Here is a 20,539-nt window from a genome sequence, read left to right as displayed (position 1 = left end):
ACCAGCCTGCCGCCGCTTCGCTGTTGTTCAGGCTGGATCGCCAGGCCCGAATGACCACGTTAACCACGTCGTTGGCGGGTTAACCACGCCCCGGGGCGTGGCGAGGCACCTACTGGCGTGGCGAGGCACCTCATGACCACGTTAACCACGTAAGTCCGTGGTTAACGTGGTCATTCGCGGGCGGCGTGCTGGCCGCCCGGAGGCGGGGTGTGCTGGCCGCCCGGAGACGGCTCGACGTACTCCTCGTACCCCCCGTACTCCGGTTCCGGCTCTGCGTCCGGCGCCGACTGGTGCGCTTCGGCCGCCTGTGCCTCGGAAGCGTCTGGGTCGTCGTCTGGTGAGTCGTCGCTCGTGTTCGGAGATGCGGCCATCCGGGCACGCAGACGTTCGGTCTCGGCCTCGTTGCGTTCCTCGACCGCGACCCGCCGACGGAGCGTGCCGAGCCAGAACAGGCCGACCGTCGATACCAGGATCAGGCCGATCCAGTTGATCGCGGTGTACAGGTGCACCTGCAGGTCCGTCGGACTCGACAAGAAGCCGTTGTCCCACATGCGCGCGGCCCAGCCGGGCCGGGTGAGCTGTGCGGTGACGTAGATCGCGATCATGCTCATGGAGTCCCACAACGCGTGCAGGATCACGACGCCGGCGTACGCCGTGACGACGTTGCGCGTGACGCGCCAGTGGCCGTTGCGGGTCGTCGCGAAGATGACGCCGCCGAGGATCGCGGTCCACAGGCCGTGGCCCAGCGGCGCCAGGACGCTGCGCAGGATCTCGGTCTCGACCAGCGCGCGCAACGAAAGCCCGTGGACCGTCAGCAGCGACGTCATGGCGTAGCCGGCGGTCTCGAAGCCCGCGAAGCCGAACCCGACCGCCGCGCCGAGCACGAGCCCGTTGCGCAACGTACGGTGGACGACCCTGCGGCTGACGAAGACCAGTGCCAACGCCTTCACCAGCTCCTCGATCAACCCGACGCCGACGTACAGAAACGGCGACGGTGAAAGGAAGTAGGCCTCCAGCGTCGAGGCGGCGAGTACGCCCAGCACGCCACCGACCAGGAACGCGCGCGCGATCTGCCCGATGTGGAGGTCGCGGGCGTGTGCACGTCCGAACGCCCAGGCGACGAACGTCACGGGTACGAGGAAGCTGCCGAGTAGGATGAGTGTCGGCAGCAGGTTGACGTTGCCGGTGTAGAAGATGACAACGACCGTCAGCGCCCACAGCGCCAAGCCGGCGCCGAGCAGGCGCAGCCATTGCGGCAGCCGCCGGATGCCTTGGGCCGGGCCGACGGCAGGCGCGGCACTGACATGCCGGCCGGCAGGGATATCCGCCATCGCGAACGCCTTTCTCCGACCGCTCCCCGGAATACTTCTGTTCTAACCAGGTGAGCGATCCGATACACCAGCCGGGGCGCGCGAGTTACTCAGGCGACTGGAAGCCGATCACGATGCGGTTCGCCGCCGCGCCCTCGTCGGCTTGCCAGCCGGCGTCGGACTGCTGGGCGCTCCAGGTCTGCCCGGCGTACGACACGGTGCTCACGCCGAACTGCCGGCCGTAGGCCAGCGCGAAATGGGCCATTGCCCAGCCGCGGGCCGCCGCTGCCGTACCCGAGGCCACGGGCACCGTCATCGTGTCGGACGATGCCGACGAAGACGTCGTGGCGGAGGAGCCGAACGCCCTCGCCAGTTCGGAACGCAAGCCCGCGGGATCGTGCTCGCTCGGCGGGTCGGCCACCGTGCACGAGAACGCCGCCGGCGACTGCCCGGTCAACGACGACGCCAGTGCGCGCGCGTCCGGCTCGTGCTGGGCGTACAGCGTGCCGTCGGCCGAACGTTGGACGGCCTGCGCGGCCTCGTCGATGGGCGCGGTTTCGTAACCGTCGATCTTCACCAGATGGTCGTAGAACTTGTTCGTCGCGTAGTACGGATCCATCAGCTGCTCGGGATCGCCCCAGCCCATGCTGGGCCGCTGCTGGAAGATGCCGACCGAATCGCGGTCGCCGTAGTCGAGGTTCTGGATGTCGGTCTCCTGGAACGCGGTCGCGATCGCGATCGTCGCCGCCCGGGCGGGGAGGCCGCGGCGGACCGAGATCGCGGAGATCAACGCCGCGTTCTCGGCCTGCTCGAAGCTGAGCTCGGTATTCTGCTGGTTCGCGCGCGCGACGCAGCCGTCCTGCACGAGAGGACGAGCCAGCCAGGTGGAGAGTAGGTTGGCGCCGGCGACGACAACTCCGATCACGACCGCGATCGCTACGAACCAGGCGATCACTCGCCGCATGTCAGTACCTGCCGGTGTCGTTCCCCAGATCTAGGAGCCGTCATCGCCCTCACGTGTTGGAGTGGAGTGCCTCGTTGAGCTCGAAGTCGGCACGCTTGCGCGGGTTGGCCTCGAGCCCGCCGCTGACGCTGTTGCGCCAGAACAGCAGGCCGGGTGCGCCGGAGAGCTCGACCGCCTTGACGATCTCGCCGTCCGACATCCGAACCTTCGAGCCTTGCGTGACGTACGTGCCCGCCTCGACAACGCAGTCGTCGCCGAGGGAGATGCCAACTCCCGCGTTGGCACCGATCAGGCAACGCTTGCCGATCGACACGAGTTCCTTGCCGCCGCCGGAAAGCGTTCCCATGATGGAGGCGCCGCCGCCGATGTCGGACCCGTCCTCGACGATCACGCCCTGGCTGATCCGGCCCTCGACCATCGACGCGCCGAGCGTGCCGGCGTTGAAGTTGACGAAACCCTCGTGCATGACAGTCGTGCCGTCGGCGAGGTGGGCGCCGAGCCGTACGCGGTCGGCGTCGCAGATCCGGACGCCGCTCGGAATCACGTAGTCGACCATGCGCGGGAACTTGTCGATGCCGAAGACCGTGACGGCTGTGCCGGCGGCCTGCAACCGGGCGCGGGTCAGTTCGAAGTCGTCGGGCGAGCAGGGGCCGGCGTTCGTCCACACCACGTTGGACAGGACGCCGAAGATGCCGTCGAGGTTGGCTTGCCTGGGCTGGACCAGCCGGTGCGAGAGCAGGTGCAGGCGGAGGTACGCGTCGTGGGCGTCGGCCGGCGGCTCTTCGAGCGAGGCGACGACGGTGCGCACGACCGTACGCCGGACCCGGCGGATCTCGTCGTCCGTCTCCAGCGCCGCCAACTCGGCCGGCTTGTCACCCTCGGAGCTGGTGGGCTCGCCGAGTTCGGGCTTCGGGTACCACGTGTCGAGGACTTTGCCCTCGTATGTGGTGGTTGCGAGCCCGAAACCCCATGCGCCGGTTGACCGATATCCCAGGTTCGACATGCGCCAAAGCTTGCCAGAGAGGCGTGGGCAGCGGGGCAGGGAGGTGCCGGACGGATAGCAGGCCGATGACGGGCAGGTGGCACCTGGCCGACGTACCGGATGGCAGACTGCCAGGGTGCTCGATCTGACCGTGGATGTGGAAGAACTCACCTGTGCGCTCGTCGACGTTCAGTCGGTGAGCGGGAACGAGAAATCGCTGGCCGACACGGTCGAGGCAGGGCTGCGCGCGCACGCCCACCTCGAGGTGGAGCGGCGCGGCAACACGATCGTGGCGCGGACGACGCTCGGCCGGGCGGACCGGGTGGTGATCGCCGGGCACCTCGACACCGTGCCGGAGGCCGGCAACCTGCCGCACCGCCGGGTCGACGACCGGATCTACGGCCTGGGCGCCTGCGACATGAAGGGCGGGCTGGCAGTGCTGCTCCGCCTCGCGGCGACGGTGGTCGCTCCGGTGCGGGACGTGACGTACGTCGCGTACGACTGCGAGGAGGTCGAGGCCGAGCGCAACGGGCTGGGGCAGCTGGCGCGTCAGTCGCCGGACCTGCTCGCGGCTGATTTCGCGGTGCTGATGGAGCCGTCGTCGGCCCAGGTCGAGGGTGGCTGCCAGGGGACGCTGCGCGCGGCGATCACGGTGCCGGGTGCGCGGGCGCACAGCGCGCGTTCCTGGATGGGCTCGAACGCGATCCACTCGGCCGGCGAGGTGCTGGCGCGGCTTCGGGCCTACGAACCGCGGGTCGTTGACATCGACGGGCTGGGCTACCGCGAGGGCCTGAACGCCGTCGGCATCACCGGAGGCGTTGCGGGCAACGTGATCCCGGACGAGTGCGAGGTGACTGTCAACTACCGCTTTGCGCCGAATCGTTCGGAGGAAGAGGCGTTCGCGCACGTACGCGAGGTCTTCGACGGCTTCGACGTGTCGTTGTGCGACTCTGCGCCGGGTGCGCTGCCAGGCCTGGACCGGCCTGCGGCCGCGGCGTTCCTGAAGGCGGTCGAGGCCGAGCCACACCCGAAGTTCGGCTGGACGGACGTCGCGCGCTTCGCGGAGCTGAACGTGCCGGCGGTCAACTACGGGCCGGGGGAGTCGGCGCTGGCGCACACCAAGGACGAGTACGTACCGGTGGCGGAACTGCACCGGTGCGAGGAACGCCTGCGTACCTGGCTGACGAGCTGACGGGAGCTTGCGCTGCTGCTGCCGCCTGTTGTCTTCCGGGCGGCCGCTCACGTTCGCCGGGTGAAGCGTGGCAGCTTGCTGCCTGGTTTCGGCCGGCTAGCGGGTGAGCACCGAGGAGAACTCGCGGATGGTGAGCGTGGTCTCCGGGCCCTCGTCCACGTGTTCGCCGTCGACGTTGTGCCAGCCTTCGTCTTCCTGGCCGACCACTTGGTACTGGTAGTTGGTCCACGTGACGTTGACGTTCGGGTGGAAGACGTCGGCCGTCATGTACTTGTGGACGACCTGCTCGCCGGCCTGGCTGTACGGCACGCCGGGGTAGGTGGTGTCGGCGTTGGCCGGGGCGGTGGCCGGCTCGTCCTTGCGCTTCGGGCTGGCGAAGTTCCAGTGGAAGTTGGTCGCCGTCGCGCGCAGGCGGACCGTGAGACCGCCGACCTGGCGGCCGTCGATCACGACGGGGACGGTCGCGTCCCAGCGGTTGTCGGCGTCGTCGTCACCGTCGGGGTTGATGCGGAACAGCGTCTCGAGGTTGACCACCGACTGGCCGCCGGGCGGCTGGAGCTGCAGGCTGGGCTCCGGCACGTTGTCCCTGATCAGCTGGCGAACGATCTCGTCGGTGATGACCTGCATGTTGTTGTAGCGGTAGGCGTCGTAGAGCCCGTCGGCCAGCCACATCGGCACAGGTCCCCAGTGGTCGACGGGGGTCGAGCCGAAGCCGATCGTCTCGATGGAGTTGCCGTTGACCGCCCAGACCAGCTCGGTGTGGTGGTCGTTGATCAGTGCGTCGCCCGGCTGCACCTCGGCGATGTCGATTCGGTGCGAGATCGCGGGATCGATCAGAGTGCCGGTCGTACGCGCCGGGGGTTTGAGCTGCCAGGCCATGCTCACGAAGCCCGAGCAGTCGGCGCGGTACATCGTGCCGTAGCGGTCGGGATACGGGTCTAACTGGCAGTAGGTCGGGTTGGCCTTCTCCCAGTCGACCGCCCTGGCCAGAGCCTCGTCGGGCGTGATCGGCTCGCCGACCATGCTGCCGTTACGGGTGTCGGGCGAGTTGCTGGCTGGGACGCTGTTGGGGACGTCGTTGCGGCCCTCACACGGCAGCGCGTAGGCCGGTGCGGCGACGATCACTCCGGTGGTGAGGCACGCGGACAGCAGCGTCAGCGCGGCAACTATCGTGCCGATGACGCCACCACGGTGTGACGGGGATTGCTGTGACACCGACATCCTGCACCGCCCTGAGTTTCCCTGGTTAACCCGGCGTAACGACGATGTACGCAGTCAGCACTGTACAAACTTGGCCCGGAGTCAGCAACTGGCTCGACGTGAACCTGTGGGCAACACGGACGAGTCGGACGCGCGGAGGCAGGTGGAAAATCGAGACGATAACGTGTGCCGCATGACCACCCGCGGTGTGAAGCTGGCGATGCGGGCAGCCGCTGCCTTCGGGCTGCTCCTGGCGTTTGGATCTGTCGCCGCAGGCTGCGGCGGGCAGGTCCACGAGGCCGGCGAGTTCGACACCAAGGCCACACCCGTGAAGCCGATCCGGTCGGAAAATCCGGAGCCGACGTCGAGTTCCCCCACCCCGACGGCTACCTCGACGCCCGTCGACGTTTGCAGCTTGGTGCCACCGGCGAAGGTGGCCCAGGTATTCGGACGCAAGGGCGCTCCGCCCAAGGCGGCCGGCGGCGAGAAAGACCAGGATTACGGAATCCCGGGCGCGACGCCGTACCACTGCACTTACAAATGGGGCAAAGGTGAGCCTCCCAACGACGTCGTGACCGTGACGATCTTCTCCGACACCGGGCAGCCGGACGCCAAGACGTTCGTCACGTCCGTGCTCGGCGAGGGCTACGAGGAGGTCGGCGGCGCCGGTGAGGCGGCGGGCATCGACCGGAAGACGACGTTCGGCAATGGCATCGGTGGGCTGGCCGCCGCCAAGAAGACTGACTCGGGCATGACCGCGCTGCTGATCCTCGCGCCGCAGAGCGCGAAGGTCCAGGCGTATTCGGGGCTCGCGAACGCCTTCTTCGCCAAGTTCTGACCAGTGTGACCTCCCGGGTTAACGTCGTGCTTCAGCTGTCCGGATAGCCTTCGGTTATGTCCGATGGACGGTTGTTCCGGCGCGGCCGGCAAGCTCAGACCTCGACGACGGACCAGCGCCTGCTCGACACGCGCGGCCCAGGCGACTGGGTGCACACAGACCCGTGGCGGGTGCTGCGCATCCAGTCGGAGTTCGTCGAGGGCTTCGGCATGCTCGCCGAGCTCGGCCCGGCGATCGCGGTGTTCGGCAGCGCGCGCACCAAGCCGGAAGACCCGATGTACAAGCTGGCCGAGCGGATGGGCCGCGCCCTCGTCGAGTGCGGCTACGCCGTGATCACCGGTGGTGGCCCCGGCATCATGGAGGCGGCCAACAAAGGCGCCGACGAGGCCGGCGGCGTCTCGGTCGGGTTGGGCATCGAGCTGCCGTTCGAGCAGGGCCTGAACCCGTACGTCGACATCGGGATCAACTTCCGCTACTTCTTCGCGCGCAAGACGATGTTCGTGAAGTACGCGCAGGGCTTCGTGGTGCTGCCCGGCGGCTTCGGCACGTTCGACGAGCTGTTCGAGGCGCTCACGCTGATCCAGACGCGGAAGGTGACGTCGTTCCCGCTGGTGCTGATGGGCTCGGACTACTGGTCCGGCCTGATCGACTGGTTGCGCAACACCGTCCTGGCGGACGGCAAGATCAAGCCGGCCGACCTCGACCTGCTCCAGATAACGGACGACGTGGACGAGGCGGTCAAGATCATCCGGACCAGTGACCGCCCCATGGAAACGGTCGAGTCGGTGGAGCCGCCGGATCCCGCGAAGACCAATGGCCGGCCGGAGTAGCCGCAGCGCTCGCAGCAGCCGGCCCGGCCCGAGCGCTTGGCGCTGCCGAACCCTTTGAGCAGCTGAGGGCTGCCGAGCCGACCCGAGCGCCTCGCGCTACCGATGGCCTTGAGCGGCTGGTGCTGCCGAGCGCCCTGAGCGGCTGGTGCCGCCGAGCGCCCTGAGCGGGCGGTGGCCGGGCGCGTCCGAGCGATCCTGGCCATCCTCGAGCGGGTCGCAGCCCTGGGCGGCTGAGCTCGCACCCGCCCGGCCGGTCGCGCTCCGCGGGCGCTCGGCTATCGACCTGTCGACGGCTCAGCGTGAGGCGGTCCGTCAGACGCTCGCCGCGGCCGAGCTCGCCCGGATCACGGTGACCGAGCGGATAGCTCCGTCGACCGAGCTCGGGCGGACGGTGGCCGGGCTCGTGCTCGCTGAGATCCCGCTGGCGGAGCCGGCGATGCTCGAGCGGTTGGTCCGTTCGGCGGTGATCCGCCTGACGATGGTCAGGATCGCGGTGATCAAGATCGCGGTCGCGGAGCTGATGGTGGATGGGCTTGCGTTCGCGGGAATCGGATTCGGGACGGCCAAGCGGGCGGTCCAGCTCGCTGCGGCCTGGCGGGCGTCCGCCGGGGTCGGGTTCGATGCGGCTGGGCACGCGGCGGCCAGGCCGGTGCGGGTCTTGGGTGTCGCGGTCTGGCGGGCGTTCGCCCAAGTCGCTGCGGCGCTGGTCGTGCGGCTGGCGTGGCAGGTGGTGGCCGGGCTCGCGCTCAGCGGGGGCGTCAGGGTTGGGGTGATGGTCGCGCGGCTGGTTCGCCTGGCGGAGGGCGCGCGGGGCGGTGCCACTGGTGGCAGTGGAGCCGATGGCTGGTCTCTCTTCGAACATGCATCCACACTAAACGTGGCCACCGACATAACCCCTCGGCTCAGAAAGTCGCAGGTCAGCTGCGTTCGGAGCGGCCGATGAGGTAGCGACCGCCGCAGCGGGAGAGGATGCGGTCGGCCACGCGGACCAGTGGCTCCGGCCGAGCCGCCCGGGCGAGCTCGTCGTACGCCGCCTCCAGATCCGCCGCCAGCTCGGCGTCATAGCCCCGCAGCTCCCGGAGGAGCCACTTGCCGTTCCCCGACCAGTGCCCGGCGGTTGCGAAGAGAAGGGTCACAGCCTCGGTCACCAGCGTCGATGCCAGGAGGAGGGACTCCGCGCGGTCGCCGGCGGTTTCGAGGTCGAGCAGTACGTCGGTCACGCCGTAGCGCAGCCGCAGCAGCTGGGCCTCCGTCCACGGCGCTGGGCCCGCCTCGTAGACCCGCTGGGCCGCTGCCCGCGCCTCGGCCGCCACCGACGGGGAGCCCGCGATCAGCACGCCGTCCAGCACCATCGAGGACAAGCCTGGCCGCCGCTGGGACGTGTCCACCGCGAGCCAGCGCTCCAGCGCCGCCAGGTCGTAGCCGAAGACGTCGACCGTGCGCCCCGACCAGCCGACCGTCTCGCGGACCGACCCGAAACCGGAAGGCAACAGAACCACCACGTCCAGGTCGGACGTCGCAGTGGCCGTGCCGCGGACGATCGAGCCGGTCAGCAGAGCGGCCCGCAGCTCCGGATACGCAGCCTCCAGATAGTCCCTGACCAGCGAAGTCTCGGCCTTCACGCGATCCCCCGGCGTTCGACCGCGGGTGGCCGGTCGCCGCGGATGGAGGCGATCATGTCGAGTACGTGCACGGTCTCCAGCACGTCGTGCGTACGGAACACCCGCGCCCCCTGCCACGCCGCGAGAGCCGTCGCCGCCAGCGTGCCGGACAGCCGTTCGCCCGCCGGCAGGTCCAGCGTTTCGCCCACGAAGTCCTTCCGCGACAGCGCGACCAGCACCGGCCACCCCGTCGCCACCAGCTCGTCCAGCCGGCGGGAGACCTCCAGCGAGTGCGCCGTCGTCTTGCCGAAGTCGTGCGTGGGGTCGACGAGGATCCCGTCTGCCCGTACGCCGAGCGAGACCGCGCGCGAGGCAAGCCCCGTCACCGTCGTGATCACGTCGGCCATCACGTCGTCGTAGCGGACGCCGTGCGGATCGGTACGCGGCGGCAGCCCTCCGGTGTGCGAGCAGACCAGTCCAACCCCGAACTCCGCCGCCACTGAGGCCAGCTTCGGGTCGTGCCCCGCCCAGGTGTCGTTGATCAGATCCGCCCCGGCCTCACAAAGCGACCGGGCCACCTCCGACCGCCAGGTGTCGACGCTGATCACCAGGTTCGGATAGCGCGAGCGAACGTCCGCGACGAACGGTGCCGTACGCCGGAGTTCCTCCTCCGCGTCGACCACGTCACCCTCCGCACCGGCTCGGACGCCGCCGATGTCGACGATCGCCGCGCCCTCGGAGACGACCCGGTCCACGCGTTCGAGAGCCGCGTTGTAACCGAAAGTGGCGCCTCTGTCATAGAACGAATCCGGTGTGCGGTTGACGATCGCCATCACCGCGTGCTCATGGTCACCGAACGTGCGCGCCCCCAGCTTGAGAACCTGCGCCATACCGGCCCTCCTTTGTACAACTCGCAGAGCAGCGTGGCACGATCGTCCGCATGACCTGGATCTGGGTCCTGATGGCGATCCTCCTGCTCGGTGTCACCGCCGCGGTGGCAGTGGGCTACGGAGGCTCGATGGGGCGTGCCTATCCCGACCGGCCAGAGCTACTCCTTCCCGCGGACCGGATGGTCTCCGCCGACGACCTGGAGGACGTACGGTTCTCGGTCGTCATGCGGGGCTACCGGATGGACGAGGTGGACGACGTCGTGCGCCGTCTGGTCCGCGAGATCGCCGAACGCGACGCGCGGCTCTCCGAGCTGACCGCCGCGTTCGCCGCGAGCGCGGCGGAGCCGGATCCACGGGCGCCGCAGCACCGGCCCAGCAGCGCCGGCGCGACGGCCGGACCGCTGGCCGGACCGCCCGCCGACCAGCAGGTCGACATCGACCCCGACGGCAGGCCGGGCCGGCACCGAGTCCGCGAGGTCCGCGACCTCGACGCACACGAACAGACTCGCCAGTGACGGGCTCGACGCTCGGAGCCGACGGCAAGCTCCGTTGCCCCTGGGGCAACTCCAGCCCGGACTACATCGACTACCACGACGCCGAGTGGGGCCGTCCGATCCGCACCGATCAGGGCCTGTACGAACGGCTCGTGCTCGAGGCGTTCCAGTCGGGCCTGTCCTGGCTCACGATCCTGCGCAAGCGCCCGGCGTTTCGCGAGGCGTTCGCCGGCTTCGAGCCGGCCAAGGTCGCGGAGTTCGACGAGGGCGACGTCGAACGGCTGCTCACCGACGCCGGGATCGTACGCAACCGGGCCAAGATCGACGCGGCGATCCGTAACGCCCGCGCGACTCTGGAGTTGAACGAGACCGGCGGCGGCCTGGCCGAGCTGCTCTGGTCGTTCGCGCCGCCGGAGCGCCCTGCCCCGAAGACCCTGGCCGACGTACCACCGACCAGTCCGGAGTCCAAAGCGATGGCGAAACAACTGAAGAAGCTCGGGTTCGTGTTCGTCGGCCCGACGACGGCCTACGCGTTGATGCAGGCCGCCGGCCTGGTCAACGACCACCTGGCCGATTGCGTGGCCCGATGACGCGCAAGCGAGTTGCCTCGGGATCGCCGTACGAGAAGGAGTACGGCTTCAGCCGTGCGGTGGCCGTCGGAGACCGGATCCTGCTGAGCGGTACCGCACCGATCTGGCCGGACGACTTCGTGGATCCCGACGTGAGCCAGCAGACCAAGCGCTGCCTGCAGATCATCCTGGCGTGCCTGGAGAAGCTGGGCGCGGGGCCGGAGCACGTCGTGCGTACGCGGGTCTACCTCACCGACCGCGACGACGCCGACGTGGTGGGTGCGGTGCACGGCGACGTGTTCGGCGAGATCCGGCCGGTGACGAGCTTCGTGGTGGTCGCCGGCCTGCTGGATCCCAGGTGGAGCGTCGAGATCGAGGCGGAAGCCGTGCTGACACTGCCGGACGAGGAAGCCTCCTAGCGTCCCTCGAACGTAGGCCGCTGCTTGGCGAGGAACGCGTTGACGGCGTTGCTGTGGTCTTCGGTGGCACCGGTGGACCGCATCAGCTCGCCCTCGTGCACCAGCGACTCGTCGAGGCCATGCGTGGCGGAGTAGTTGAGCGCGTCGCGGATCGCGGCGAAGGCCTGCGTGGGCCCGGCCGCGAGCTCGGCGGCCAGCGAGGCGGCCGCGTCGGGCAGCTCGTCCGCAGCCACGACCGACGTCGCCAGCCCAAGCTCCAGCGCCTCGGTAGCCGAGATGGTGCGCGGCCGCAGCAGCAGGTCGATCGCCCTCGCGTGCCCGATCAGCCGCGGCAGCGTCCACGACGTGCCGGTGTCGCAGGAAAGCCCGATCCCGGCGAACGCGAGGTTGAAGCCGGCGGAGTCGGCGACCAGCCGGAAGTCGCACGCGAACGCCAGAGCCGCGCCCGCCCCGGCCGCGATCCCGTTGACGGCCGCGATCACCGGCTTCGGCATCGTCGCCAGGCCTCGGGCGATCGGGATGTAGTGCCGCGGCACGCTCTCGAAGAGCTCCTCCGGCGCCACCCCGAGCTTCGCCGCGTGCTCGCGGAGGTCCTGGCCCGCGCAGAACGCCGGTCCCGTGCCCGTCAGCACCACACAACGCACCGCGGGGTCGCCGGCAGCCTCGGAGACGGCCGCCACCAGCGCGTCCTTGGTCGCGTTGTCGAGCGCGTTGCGCGTCTCGGGCCGGTTGAGCCGGATCGTGGCCACGGCGTCCTTGCTGAGGTATTCCACAACGCTCACGGCGAACCCTCCAGGCACGCGTCGACGAAACGGTTGGCCGCGGGCGCCAGGCGGCTCGCCTCGGCGTCGAAGAACGCGGCGGCGGCGTCGCCCGGCCAGTCGGCCGGCAGGAGCTCCCTGGGCAGCCCGGGATCCTGGAACAGGAACTTACGCCACTCGTGGACCAGCCGGCTGCGAACGGCGTATGCCTCCTCGTCGGAGGTCAGCGTGACGCCGGAGACCAGCGAACGAGCGTCGGCCAGCCAGCTTTGGTACGCCGCCGCGATGGCGTCGACGTCCCAGGCCCGCCGCATCAGCCCGGCGGGATCGCCGTTGCCGCCCGCGATGAACTGCTCGGCGCACGCGCCCTCGGCCTCGAGCAACGCCGACACCTCCGACGACGGTCGCGGGGCGATCCAGGTGCCGCCACCCGAGCCCAGCCCGCCGAGCGGGGCGTAGCCGAGGTAGGCCAGCGCTGCGCGCAGCCGCTGCCGGGTGCTCCGCCCGGGCAACGGCTCGATCACCAGCAGGTGCCAGTTGCCGTTCCAGGCAACGTCTCGCGAACGGTAGATCCGCGCGGCCGCGTCGTCGAGCCGCTGCAGCGCACGCGTGGTGAGGGCATAGCCCGGGCCGTTGGACAGCCGGCAGTGCCGCAGCCAGCCCTCGCGAACCATCCGCGAGATCGCTGTGCGTACGGCAGGTGCGGCGATGTCGAGCGGACCCAGCAACCGGATCAGGCCGGCGACCGGCGCCTGGCCGGAACGGGAGCGCAGATGGTCGCCGTAGACGTCGAACAGAGCGGACCGAGCCTGCATGTTCCGAGTTTGCCTGATCGCGCCGACAGACGCCGCCAGGCTGTGCGAGACACGGCCCAGGTGGCGAGTTGCCAGGTTGCCCCCACGTTGCGGGATAATAGGCGCTCGTACCGACTAAGGCGCTCGGCGGCGTGTCACCGGATGTGGTGTGAGTCGTCGCGCACAGCTGAAGAGGAAGGGAGTGCGCGCATGGCGGCCATGAAGCCGCGGACGGGCGACGGACCGCTTGAGGTCACCAAGGAGGGACGCGGCATCGTCATGCGAGTGCCGCTCGAAGGTGGCGGGCGGTTGGTCGTGGAGCTCTCGGCCGACGAAGCCAAGGAGCTCGGTGACGCGCTGAAGTCGGTCGTGGGCTAGGAGTCCCGCGACAGACCAGAAGCATGGGCCCCGGTTGCTTCCGCCGGGGCCGGCTTCGTCTCTACAAACGCCCCCCTTTTCACATCCACGTACCGATCCTCAACCGATTGGCCTCTAGCGGCCACGTTCCGCACCGACCGTCCGGTCCGGACATGAATCTGCAAACACCTGCAGAAGCGTGTCGGGGAGGACATTCACGGTGGTGGACAAAGCAGTACGAACGCTTGGCGCGGTCGCGCTGGCAGCAGCTCTGGTCATCGCGACCGGGCCGGCCGGTGCGGCCGGCACGGCGAGACCCGCGATTCCGGAGCAGCCGGGGACAACGGCCGCTCACGGAAAGCAGGTCAAGCTGATCACCGGCGACACGGTGACAGTCTCGGCCGACGGTAAGCGCTCGACAATCCAACCTGGAAAGGGACGTGAGCGGCTCACGTTCGAGTCGTTCCGAGCCCACGATCATCTCTACGTCATTCCGTCCGACGCCGCACTCCTGGTCGCGGGCGACCGGCTCGACCGGCGGCTGTTCGACGTCACGGGCCTGATCGAGGACGGCTATGCCAAGGGCGCCTCGACCCCGGTGCTCGTCTCGTATGCCGACGGCGTACGCCGGCCGAGCGCCGGCGTACGCAAGACGCGCGACCTGCCCGCGATCAACGGCATGGCGGCCAAGGCCGACCAGCAGAGCGTCACGTGGAACTCCCTCAAGCCGGGCGCGAAGTCCGGCGTCGGCAAGCTCTGGCTCGACGGCAAGCGCCGCGTGGTGCTCGACCAGAGCGTGCCGCAGATCGGCGGGCCTGACGCCTGGGCGGCCGGCTTCACGGGCAAGGGCGTCACGGTCGCCGTACTCGACACAGGCATCGACGGCGAGCACCCCGACCTGGCCGGCCAGGTCAAGGCCGCCAAGAACTTCACCGATGGTCCGGCCGGCGACGGCTTCGGCCACGGCACCCACGTCGCCTCGATCATCGCCGGCACGGCCAAGGCGTCCGACGGCAAGTACAAGGGTGTCGCGTTCGACGCGCAGCTGCTCGACGGCAAGGTCTGCGACAACGGCGGTTCCTGCACCGACTCCGCGATCCTCGCCGGCATGGAGTGGGCCGCGAAGGACCAGAAGGCCGACGTCATCAACCTCAGCCTGGGCGGCACCGACACGCCCGAGATCGACCCGCTCGAGGAAGCGGTCAACACGCTCACCGAGCAGACCGGTTCGCTGTTCGTGATCGCGGCCGGCAACGAGGGCCCCGGCGGGCACGGTCGGCAGCCCCGGCAGCGCGGACGCCGCGCTGACCGTCGGAGCGGTCGACAAGAAGGACCAGATCGCCGACTTCTCCAGCCGTGGCCCGCGGGTTGGCGACGGCGGCCTGAAGCCGGACGTCACCGCGCCCGGCGTCGACATCGTGGCGGCCAAGGCCAAGGGCACCGAGCTCGGGGAGCCGGTCGGCGAGCACTACGTCACGCTGTCGGGCACCTCGATGGCCACTCCGCACACCGCGGGTGCGGCCGCCCTGCTGGCCCAGCAGCACCCGGACTGGAAGGCCACACAGCTCAAGTCGGCGCTGATGGCCTCCGCCAAGCCCAACCCCGAGCTGACCGCGTTCGACCAGGGTGCCGGCCGGATCGACCTGACCAAGGCGATCAAGCAGTCGGTCGTGAGCGAGCCGGGCGGCATCTCGTTCGGACTGCAGCAGTGGCCGCACAACGACGACACGCCGGTGGCCAAGGAGCTGACGTACCGCAACCTCGGTGACGCGGCGGTCGACCTCACGCTGAAGGCGGAGTTCTCCGGTCCGGACGGCGAGCCGGCGCCCGAGGGTGCGGTGAAACTGAGCGCTGACCAGGTGACCGTCCCCGCCGGCGGCACCGCGAAGGTCACGGTCACCTCCGACACCAAGCACGACGGACCCGACGGTGCCTACAGCGGACGCGTCACGGCCACCGCCGGCGAGCAGACGGTGATCACGCCGATCGGTGTGGAGAAGGAGGTCGAGAGCTACGACCTCACGGTCAAGAGCATCGGCACCGACGGCAAGCCGTCTCCCACGGGCATGACGATGCTGTTCGGCCTGGACGCCGACGTCTGGACCGACCTGTCCGACGAGTCCGGCACGGTCAGGACCCGGTTGCCGAAGGGCCGTTACCTCGTGATGGGCGACGTGCTCGAGGGCAGCGACGAGAACCTCCAGTGGTACCGCCTGGTGCAGCCCACGCTGACGCTCGACAAGGAGCAGACCGTCACCGTGGACGCCCGGACGGCCAAGCCGCTGTCGGTCACCGTCGAACGCAAGACGGCCAAGGCCGCGCTGGTCGACCTCGGGTTCGTCCGGAACTTCGACGACAGCAGCTTCAGCGGATCGCTGGTCTCGTTCGGATTCGAGGGCCTGCACTCCGCGGCGCTCGGCCCGGCGGCGAGCCCGGAGGAGATGACCGGCTACGTCTCGTCGCAGTGGGCCGAGCCGGGCAAGAACGGCTCGTTCGAGAACTCGCCGTACATCTACGGCCTGCTCGACACCTTGCCGGGTGCGTTCCTCACCGGCCTGCAGCGGGCGGTCAAGGACAGGGATCTCGCCAAGGTCACCGCGCACTACTCCGCTCAGGTCGACGGGCGGAAGGGGCAGACGTCGGCGTTCGGCACCGCACCCGGCGTCGACGGCGGCTGGTCGTCGCTGTTCAGCCGTGACCTCCCGTCCAGCGCGGTGCACCTGCTGGAGCCGGGCAAGGTCAAGTGGCAGGCCGACTTCGGCGAGTACCTCCTCGATCCTGACGGCTTCCCGATCGACCAGACGGCGCTGTCGCGTTCGCCGCGGGCCTACCAGGCCGGCAAGAGCTACTCCGAGCGGTGGAACCAGGGCGTGTTCACCGGCGCGTTCCCGGAGGCGGGCTTCGGCACGCGGTGGGAGAACACGATCGGGATCAGCGTTCCGATGTACTCCGACCAGGCTGGGCACGCCGGCTTCTCGGCGACCGACAAGGCCGCCTCGGTGCTCTACCGGAACGGTGAGAAGGTCGCCGAGTCCGACTTCGACGCGTACGCTGAGGCGGAGGTGCCGGCCGGCAAGGCGACGTACACGCTCGAGAGCACGGCCGACCGGTCGAAGGTCTCGGGACTGTCGGCCAAGACCGACGCGAAGTGGACGTTCACGTCCGGCACGGCGAGCGCGGACGGCGAGAGCCTGCCGCTGTGGACCGTGCGGTACTTCCCGCAGGTCGACGACCACAACGTGACCGCGAAGGCGCCGGTGCTGTTCGTGCCGGTCCGGGTCCAAGCGCAGCCTGACTCGAAGGTTGGACAGTTGCGCAAAGTTGCGGTCAAGGTTTCGAGTGACGGCGGCAAGACCTGGACGGGCGTGCCGCTGGTTCCGGTCACGGGCGGCGTCTACCTCGCTGTCCTCACACCGGGCGACGACGCGGAGTCGTTGTCGCTTCGGGCCGCGGCCTCCGACAGCCTCGGAAACGCGGTTGAGCAGACCATTTCGCAAGCCGTCGCCCTTGGTTAGGGCCTCTCACCCCGCCCCGGACGGACTGCGGTGACCTCCGCATCCACGCTAGCTGCGTTGTTGTCGATCGCCGGAGGCCCCTCCAGGCTGCTCCTCCGCCTTGCCAGCGTGGCGCGGAGGCCGTCCTCGCTTCCGCCCGGGGCAGGGCGACAGGCCCCGCCCCGGGCCCGGGGAGCGTCGGCAGGACGGCGGAGTCGCAGAAATCTGCGGCTCCGCCGTTTGCGTCCTCCACTTTTTGGCGAACCATTACCCACTGTGTGGACATAGGTTCAATGTGTGATGATCCTCCGTGCAGTTTTTGGTCAGCGAGGCCTGATCGGAGGAGCTATCGCGTGTTGTGGAGGCGTGGGAGACGTTGAAGACAGCGAGAAGATCAGCGGTCGCGGCGGCGGGAGCCGCCGTGTTGTCAGCCTGCCTGTTGCTCGGAGGCGGGCCGGCTGCCGGCTGGGCCGCGGAGCCCGCCGTCGAAGGCGCCCGCTCGCTGCCGGTGCAGGGCAGCGACGTGGGCAGGGCCGGTGCGGCCGAGGCCGGGAAGGCGGTCCGTTCGGTCACGTTGATCACCGGTGACCGCGTGCTGGTGTCGGGCAAGTCCGTCCGCGTGGTGCCGGCGCCGGGACGCGAGCGGGTTCCGTTCCGTACGTACCGGGTCGACGATCATCTGCACGTCATACCGTCTGATGCTTCCAGGCTGGTGTCCGCGGGCCGGCTCGACGACCGGCTGTTCGACGTGACCGAGCTGGTGCGCTCGGGTTACGACGACGCCCACCGTTCCACGGTCCCGTTGATCACGTCCGGACGTTCGGTGCTGTCCACCACGATCGCGACAGCCGGCATCTTGGTCAACCGCACGCTCGGCGCGGTCGACGGTGCCGCGGTCGCGCTGCCCAAGCGGCTCGCGGGCTCCTACTGGCAGCGCCTGGCCGGCAACGGCTCGGTCGTGCAGGGCCTGCCCGGTGGCAAGATCTGGCTCGACGGCCGGCGCAAGGTCCTGCTCGACAAGAGCGTTCCGCAGATCGACGCGCCCGCTGCGTGGAAGTCGGGCCTGACCGGCAAGGGCGTCACGGTCGCGGTCGTCGACACCGGCGTCGACCGCACTCATCCCGACCTCGCCGGCCAGGTGATCGGGCGCAAGAACTTCACCAAGGGCCCGGCCGTCGACGGAATCGGGCACGGCACCCACGTGGCGTCCACGATCGCGGGCACGGGCAAGGCGTCCGGCGGCAAATACAAGGGAGTCGCCCCCGGCGCCAAGCTGCTCGACGCGCAGGTGTGCGACTCCGAGGGCTGGTGCGACGAGTCCGCGATGATCGCGGGGATCCAGTGGGCGGTCGCGCAGCACGCGCCGGTCGTCAACCTCAGCCTCGGCGGGCCGAACACCCCCGACATCGACCCGGTCGAGAAGGCCATCAACTCCCTGACCGCCAAGAGCGGCACGCTGTTCGTGGTCGCGGCCGGCAACGAAGGCCCCGACCCCGGCACGGTCGCCTCGCCGGCGACGGCCAGCGCCGCGCTCGCCGTCGGCGCGGTCGACGGTCAGGGCCGGATCGCCGACTTCTCCAGCCGAGGCCCGGCCACCGGAGAGGGCTCGCTGAAGCCCGAGATCACCGCACCGGGTGTGGGGATCGTCGCGGCGCGAGCCAAGGGCACGGAGCTCGGGCCGCTGGTCGGCGACCAGTACGTCAGCTCCGACGGCACCTCGATGGCAACGCCCCACGTGTCGGGCGCGGCCGCGATCCTGCTGCAGCGGCACCCGCAGTGGAAGTCGGCGGCGTTGAAGGCCGCGCTGGTCTCCTCGGCCCGGCCGCAGGCGTCCGGCACGGTCTACGACCAGGGTGCCGGCATGGTCGACGTCGGGCGTGCGGTCAACACCGCGGTGCTGTCGATGCCGGTGAGCCTGTCGTTCGGCCGGGCGCTGTGGCCACATTCCGACGACGCCGCCGTCAAGAAGACTTTGACGTACCGCAATGCCGGCTCGAAACCCATGGCGCTGCGGCTTTCCACGGTATTCCGCGGGCCGGGCGGCAACCTCGCGCCGGCGAGTGCGCTGCGGCTCTCCGCGCGCCGGATCGTGGTGCCCGCCAACGGGCGCGCTGAGGTGACGGTCACGGCGTCCGGAAACCACAGGGGCAAGGACGGGCTCTATGGCGGCCGGATCCAGGCGAAGGGGCCAGGCGGGCTGTCGGTGGTGACGCCGCTCGGACTCGACAAGGAGCCCGAGAGCTACAACGTGAAGATCAAGCACCTCGACCGGTCCGGCGCGGCGACGACCGACTTCCACGACGTGGTGTTCGGCGTCGACAACAAGACCATGCAGGAGTTCTCGGGTTCCGCCGAAACTGGCTCGACGACCACGGTCCGGCTGCGCAAGGGCACCTACTCCCTCGAGTCGGGCTTCGAGTCCGGCCCGAAGTCCGACCCCGACTCCGACCTGCTGGTGCGGCCGCTGGTCACGCTCGATCGCGACCTCGCGTTCACGATGGACGCGCGGCAGGCCAAGCCGATCTCGATCCGCGTATCGGAGAAGTCCGCGCGGCCGGCGATCCTCGACGTCGGTTACGTACGCGACGGTCCGGCCGGGCGGTCGCTCGACTCGTCGCTGACCGCCGGCGACTTCAGCGGCATCCGGCTGGCGCAGCTCGGCCCGGCCGTCAAGAAGGGCGAGCTGCGGAGCCGGATCGGCACCCAGATGGGCGAGCCGGGGAAGAAGGGCGACTTCTTCGGCACCCCCTACATCTACGCCCTGCTGTGGCGCCAGGACGGCACGTTCTTCAACGGATTTCGGAGGACGTTGAAGGACTCGCAGCTGGCCTCGGTGACCCGGCGGTTCGGCGCGCAGCGGTCCGACCGGGCCGGCACGGTGCTGCTCAGCGCGGCGATCGACGGGGTGCCGGGGGGCTGGGCCTACGGCTTCCCGGTGAGGCTGCCGTCGACCGTGCGCACCTACCACACGACGGCCCGGCACAGCTGGGACATCTCGCTGGCGCAGGAGGTCAAGCACGGCGACCTGCCGGTCGAGGAGAGCTCGCTGACTGTCGTCGACCGGCAGTACGACTCGGGGAAGAAATACGAGGAAAACTGGAACAGTCCGGTGTTCGGGCCGGCGTTCCCCAAGCACTATCTCCCGTGGGCCGTACGCAACGGCAACGACGTGTCTGCCGAAATCCCGTTGTTCTCCGATTCGGCCGGGCATATGGGCTCGTCTGAAACCGACTCGGCGAAAACGGAGCTGTATCGCGGCGACAAGCGGATCGCGAAGTCCGACATGCCGGGATTCGTGTCGGCGACGCTGCCTCCCGGAGCCGCCGACTACCGCCTGGAGACGTCGGCGAAGCGGTCGGGCGTATCCGACTACTCCACCGAGATCCGCGCGAAGTGGTTGTTCCGTTCGGTCAAGGCGCCGAAGCCAGGAGTCGAACTCCCCTTGTGGGTGGTGCGTTTCGAGCCGGCGGTCGACGACACCGGGCGGCTGCCCTGGCAGCCCTACACCCGGATCAACGTCCGCGCCGAGACCCAGCCGGCAGCCAACGCCGGCTTGCTCCGGGGAATCACCGTCGAGGCCTCGCTGGACGACGGCAAGACCTGGACCCCCACCCGGCTGGAGAGCTCTCCGGTCGACTGCGGCTGCACGACGTCCGTGGTTTCGCTACCCAAGACTGGTGGGTACGTTTCATTACGGGCAAAGGCGGTAGACAGCAGGGGCAACGCTGTGGATCAAACCATCATCCGCGCGTACAAAGTCGGCTGAAAGTACAACCCCTCTACGGGAGGAACCAGACCATCGCCGGGGTTAGCCCCGGCCGCCCGGGAGCAGGGCCGGGCGGCC

17 protein-coding genes and 1 pseudogene are annotated in these 20,539 nt (G+C 69.5%); 10 read left to right on the top strand and 8 right to left on the bottom strand.

Annotated elements, in window-relative coordinates; all coding sequences use genetic code 11:
* Positions 1–170 precede the first annotated feature (170 nt).
* From ACYVF6_RS26015 to dapD, 3 genes are all read right to left on the bottom strand, one after another.
* The gene (locus tag ACYVF6_RS26015) at positions 171–1,331 is read right to left on the bottom strand and encodes a PrsW family intramembrane metalloprotease (RefSeq protein ID WP_460525150.1); all 1,161 of its coding nucleotides are present in this window, start codon (positions 1,329–1,331) and stop codon (positions 171–173) included.
* Between the two features lie 85 nt (positions 1,332–1,416).
* Positions 1,417–2,274 (bottom strand): hypothetical protein, encoded by an 858-nt coding sequence (locus tag ACYVF6_RS26010; RefSeq protein ID WP_460525149.1) that lies wholly within the window; start codon positions 2,272–2,274, stop codon positions 1,417–1,419.
* A 49-nt stretch (positions 2,275–2,323) separates the two neighbouring features.
* Positions 2,324–3,277: a 2,3,4,5-tetrahydropyridine-2,6-dicarboxylate N-succinyltransferase gene (gene dapD, locus ACYVF6_RS26005; protein ID WP_460525148.1), complete on the bottom strand. Its 954-nt coding sequence runs from the start codon at positions 3,275–3,277 to the stop codon at positions 2,324–2,326.
* 115 nt (positions 3,278–3,392) lie between these two features.
* Between dapD and dapE the strand changes: the two genes are divergently transcribed.
* Positions 3,393–4,448, top strand: coding sequence for a succinyl-diaminopimelate desuccinylase (dapE, locus tag ACYVF6_RS26000; RefSeq protein WP_460525147.1), 1,056 nt, complete (start codon positions 3,393–3,395; stop codon positions 4,446–4,448).
* Between the two features lie 96 nt (positions 4,449–4,544).
* Here the strand turns inward: dapE and ACYVF6_RS25995 are convergent, their stop codons facing one another.
* Entirely contained in the window at positions 4,545–5,663 is a 1,119-nt protein-coding gene (locus ACYVF6_RS25995; RefSeq protein ID WP_460525146.1) for an NlpC/P60 family protein, read from the bottom strand.
* A gap of 112 nt (positions 5,664–5,775) precedes the next feature.
* Between ACYVF6_RS25995 and ACYVF6_RS25990 the strand changes: the two genes are divergently transcribed.
* From ACYVF6_RS25990 to ACYVF6_RS25980, 3 genes are all read left to right on the top strand, one after another.
* Complete coding sequence (locus ACYVF6_RS25990) at positions 5,776–6,486, top strand: hypothetical protein (protein WP_460525145.1); 711 nt, start codon at positions 5,776–5,778, stop codon at positions 6,484–6,486.
* Between the two features lie 56 nt (positions 6,487–6,542).
* The gene (locus ACYVF6_RS25985) at positions 6,543–7,316 is read left to right on the top strand and encodes an LOG family protein (RefSeq protein WP_460525143.1); all 774 of its coding nucleotides are present in this window, start codon (positions 6,543–6,545) and stop codon (positions 7,314–7,316) included.
* A gap of 145 nt (positions 7,317–7,461) precedes the next feature.
* Positions 7,462–8,259: a hypothetical protein gene (locus tag ACYVF6_RS25980; protein WP_460525142.1), complete on the top strand. Its 798-nt coding sequence runs from the start codon at positions 7,462–7,464 to the stop codon at positions 8,257–8,259.
* Here ACYVF6_RS25980 and ACYVF6_RS25975 read toward each other — a convergent pair.
* Positions 8,234–8,938 (bottom strand): nucleotidyltransferase domain-containing protein, encoded by a 705-nt coding sequence (locus ACYVF6_RS25975; RefSeq protein ID WP_460525141.1) that lies wholly within the window; start codon positions 8,936–8,938, stop codon positions 8,234–8,236. The genes ACYVF6_RS25980 and ACYVF6_RS25975 overlap by 26 nt on opposite strands.
* Positions 8,935–9,807, bottom strand: coding sequence for a dihydropteroate synthase (folP, locus tag ACYVF6_RS25970; protein WP_460525140.1), 873 nt, complete (start codon positions 9,805–9,807; stop codon positions 8,935–8,937). The genes ACYVF6_RS25975 and folP overlap by 4 nt, the downstream gene beginning before the upstream one ends.
* A 50-nt stretch (positions 9,808–9,857) precedes the next feature.
* Here folP and ACYVF6_RS25965 point away from each other — a divergent pair, with 50 nt between their 5' ends.
* Genes ACYVF6_RS25965 through ACYVF6_RS25955 form a run of 3 tightly spaced genes read left to right on the top strand, consistent with a single transcriptional unit; the run spans position 9,858 to position 11,289 of the window.
* Positions 9,858–10,322, top strand: coding sequence for a DivIVA domain-containing protein (locus tag ACYVF6_RS25965; protein ID WP_460525139.1), 465 nt, complete (start codon positions 9,858–9,860; stop codon positions 10,320–10,322).
* Positions 10,319–10,891, top strand: a complete 573-nt coding sequence (locus tag ACYVF6_RS25960) for a DNA-3-methyladenine glycosylase I (protein WP_460525138.1) — start codon at positions 10,319–10,321, stop codon at positions 10,889–10,891. Before ACYVF6_RS25965 ends, ACYVF6_RS25960 begins: the two co-directional genes overlap by 4 nt.
* Entirely contained in the window at positions 10,888–11,289 is a 402-nt protein-coding gene (locus ACYVF6_RS25955) for a RidA family protein (protein ID WP_460525137.1), read from the top strand. Before ACYVF6_RS25960 ends, ACYVF6_RS25955 begins: the two co-directional genes overlap by 4 nt.
* On the opposite strand, the gene ACYVF6_RS25950 is transcribed toward ACYVF6_RS25955, so the two are convergent.
* Positions 11,286–12,071, bottom strand: coding sequence for an enoyl-CoA hydratase/isomerase family protein (locus ACYVF6_RS25950; protein ID WP_460525136.1), 786 nt, complete (start codon positions 12,069–12,071; stop codon positions 11,286–11,288). The two genes, ACYVF6_RS25955 and ACYVF6_RS25950, sit on opposite strands and share 4 nt — an antisense overlap.
* A complete protein-coding gene (locus ACYVF6_RS25945) occupies positions 12,068–12,865 on the bottom strand; it encodes a PaaX family transcriptional regulator (RefSeq protein ID WP_460525135.1) in 798 nt (265 codons plus the stop codon). Before ACYVF6_RS25945 ends, ACYVF6_RS25950 begins: the two co-directional genes overlap by 4 nt.
* A gap of 189 nt (positions 12,866–13,054) precedes the next feature.
* Between ACYVF6_RS25945 and ACYVF6_RS25940 the strand changes: the two genes are divergently transcribed.
* From ACYVF6_RS25940 to ACYVF6_RS25930, 3 genes and pseudogenes are all read left to right on the top strand, one after another.
* Positions 13,055–13,222: a DUF3117 domain-containing protein gene (locus ACYVF6_RS25940; RefSeq protein ID WP_460525134.1), complete on the top strand. Its 168-nt coding sequence runs from the start codon at positions 13,055–13,057 to the stop codon at positions 13,220–13,222.
* Positions 13,223–13,880: 658 nt separating this feature from the next.
* A pseudogene (locus tag ACYVF6_RS25935) lies at positions 13,881–16,716 on the top strand (S8 family serine peptidase).
* A 337-nt stretch (positions 16,717–17,053) separates the two neighbouring features.
* Positions 17,054–20,461: a S8 family peptidase gene (locus tag ACYVF6_RS25930; RefSeq protein WP_460525133.1), complete on the top strand. Its 3,408-nt coding sequence runs from the start codon at positions 17,054–17,056 to the stop codon at positions 20,459–20,461.
* Positions 20,462–20,539: the final 78 nt, after the last annotated feature.

The sequence above is a fragment of the Flindersiella endophytica genome, from assembly GCF_054779015.1.
This window is presented reverse-complemented; position numbering and strand designations above follow the sequence as displayed.

Coding starts and splice junctions, on each gene's coding strand:
- ACYVF6_RS26015 (WP_460525150.1), bottom strand. CDS start 1,331: ATGGCGGATATCCCTGCCGGCCGGCATGTCAGTGCCGCGCCTGCCGTC.
- ACYVF6_RS26010 (WP_460525149.1), bottom strand. CDS start 2,274: ATGCGGCGAGTGATCGCCTGGTTCGTAGCGATCGCGGTCGTGATCGGA.
- dapD (WP_460525148.1), bottom strand. CDS start 3,277: ATGTCGAACCTGGGATATCGGTCAACCGGCGCATGGGGTTTCGGGCTC.
- ACYVF6_RS25985 (WP_460525143.1), top strand. CDS start 6,543: ATGTCCGATGGACGGTTGTTCCGGCGCGGCCGGCAAGCTCAGACCTCG.
- folP (WP_460525140.1), bottom strand. CDS start 9,807: ATGGCGCAGGTTCTCAAGCTGGGGGCGCGCACGTTCGGTGACCATGAG.
- ACYVF6_RS25965 (WP_460525139.1), top strand. CDS start 9,858: ATGACCTGGATCTGGGTCCTGATGGCGATCCTCCTGCTCGGTGTCACC.
- ACYVF6_RS25955 (WP_460525137.1), top strand. CDS start 10,888: ATGACGCGCAAGCGAGTTGCCTCGGGATCGCCGTACGAGAAGGAGTAC.
- ACYVF6_RS25945 (WP_460525135.1), bottom strand. CDS start 12,865: ATGCAGGCTCGGTCCGCTCTGTTCGACGTCTACGGCGACCATCTGCGC.
- ACYVF6_RS25940 (WP_460525134.1), top strand. CDS start 13,055: ATGGCGGCCATGAAGCCGCGGACGGGCGACGGACCGCTTGAGGTCACC.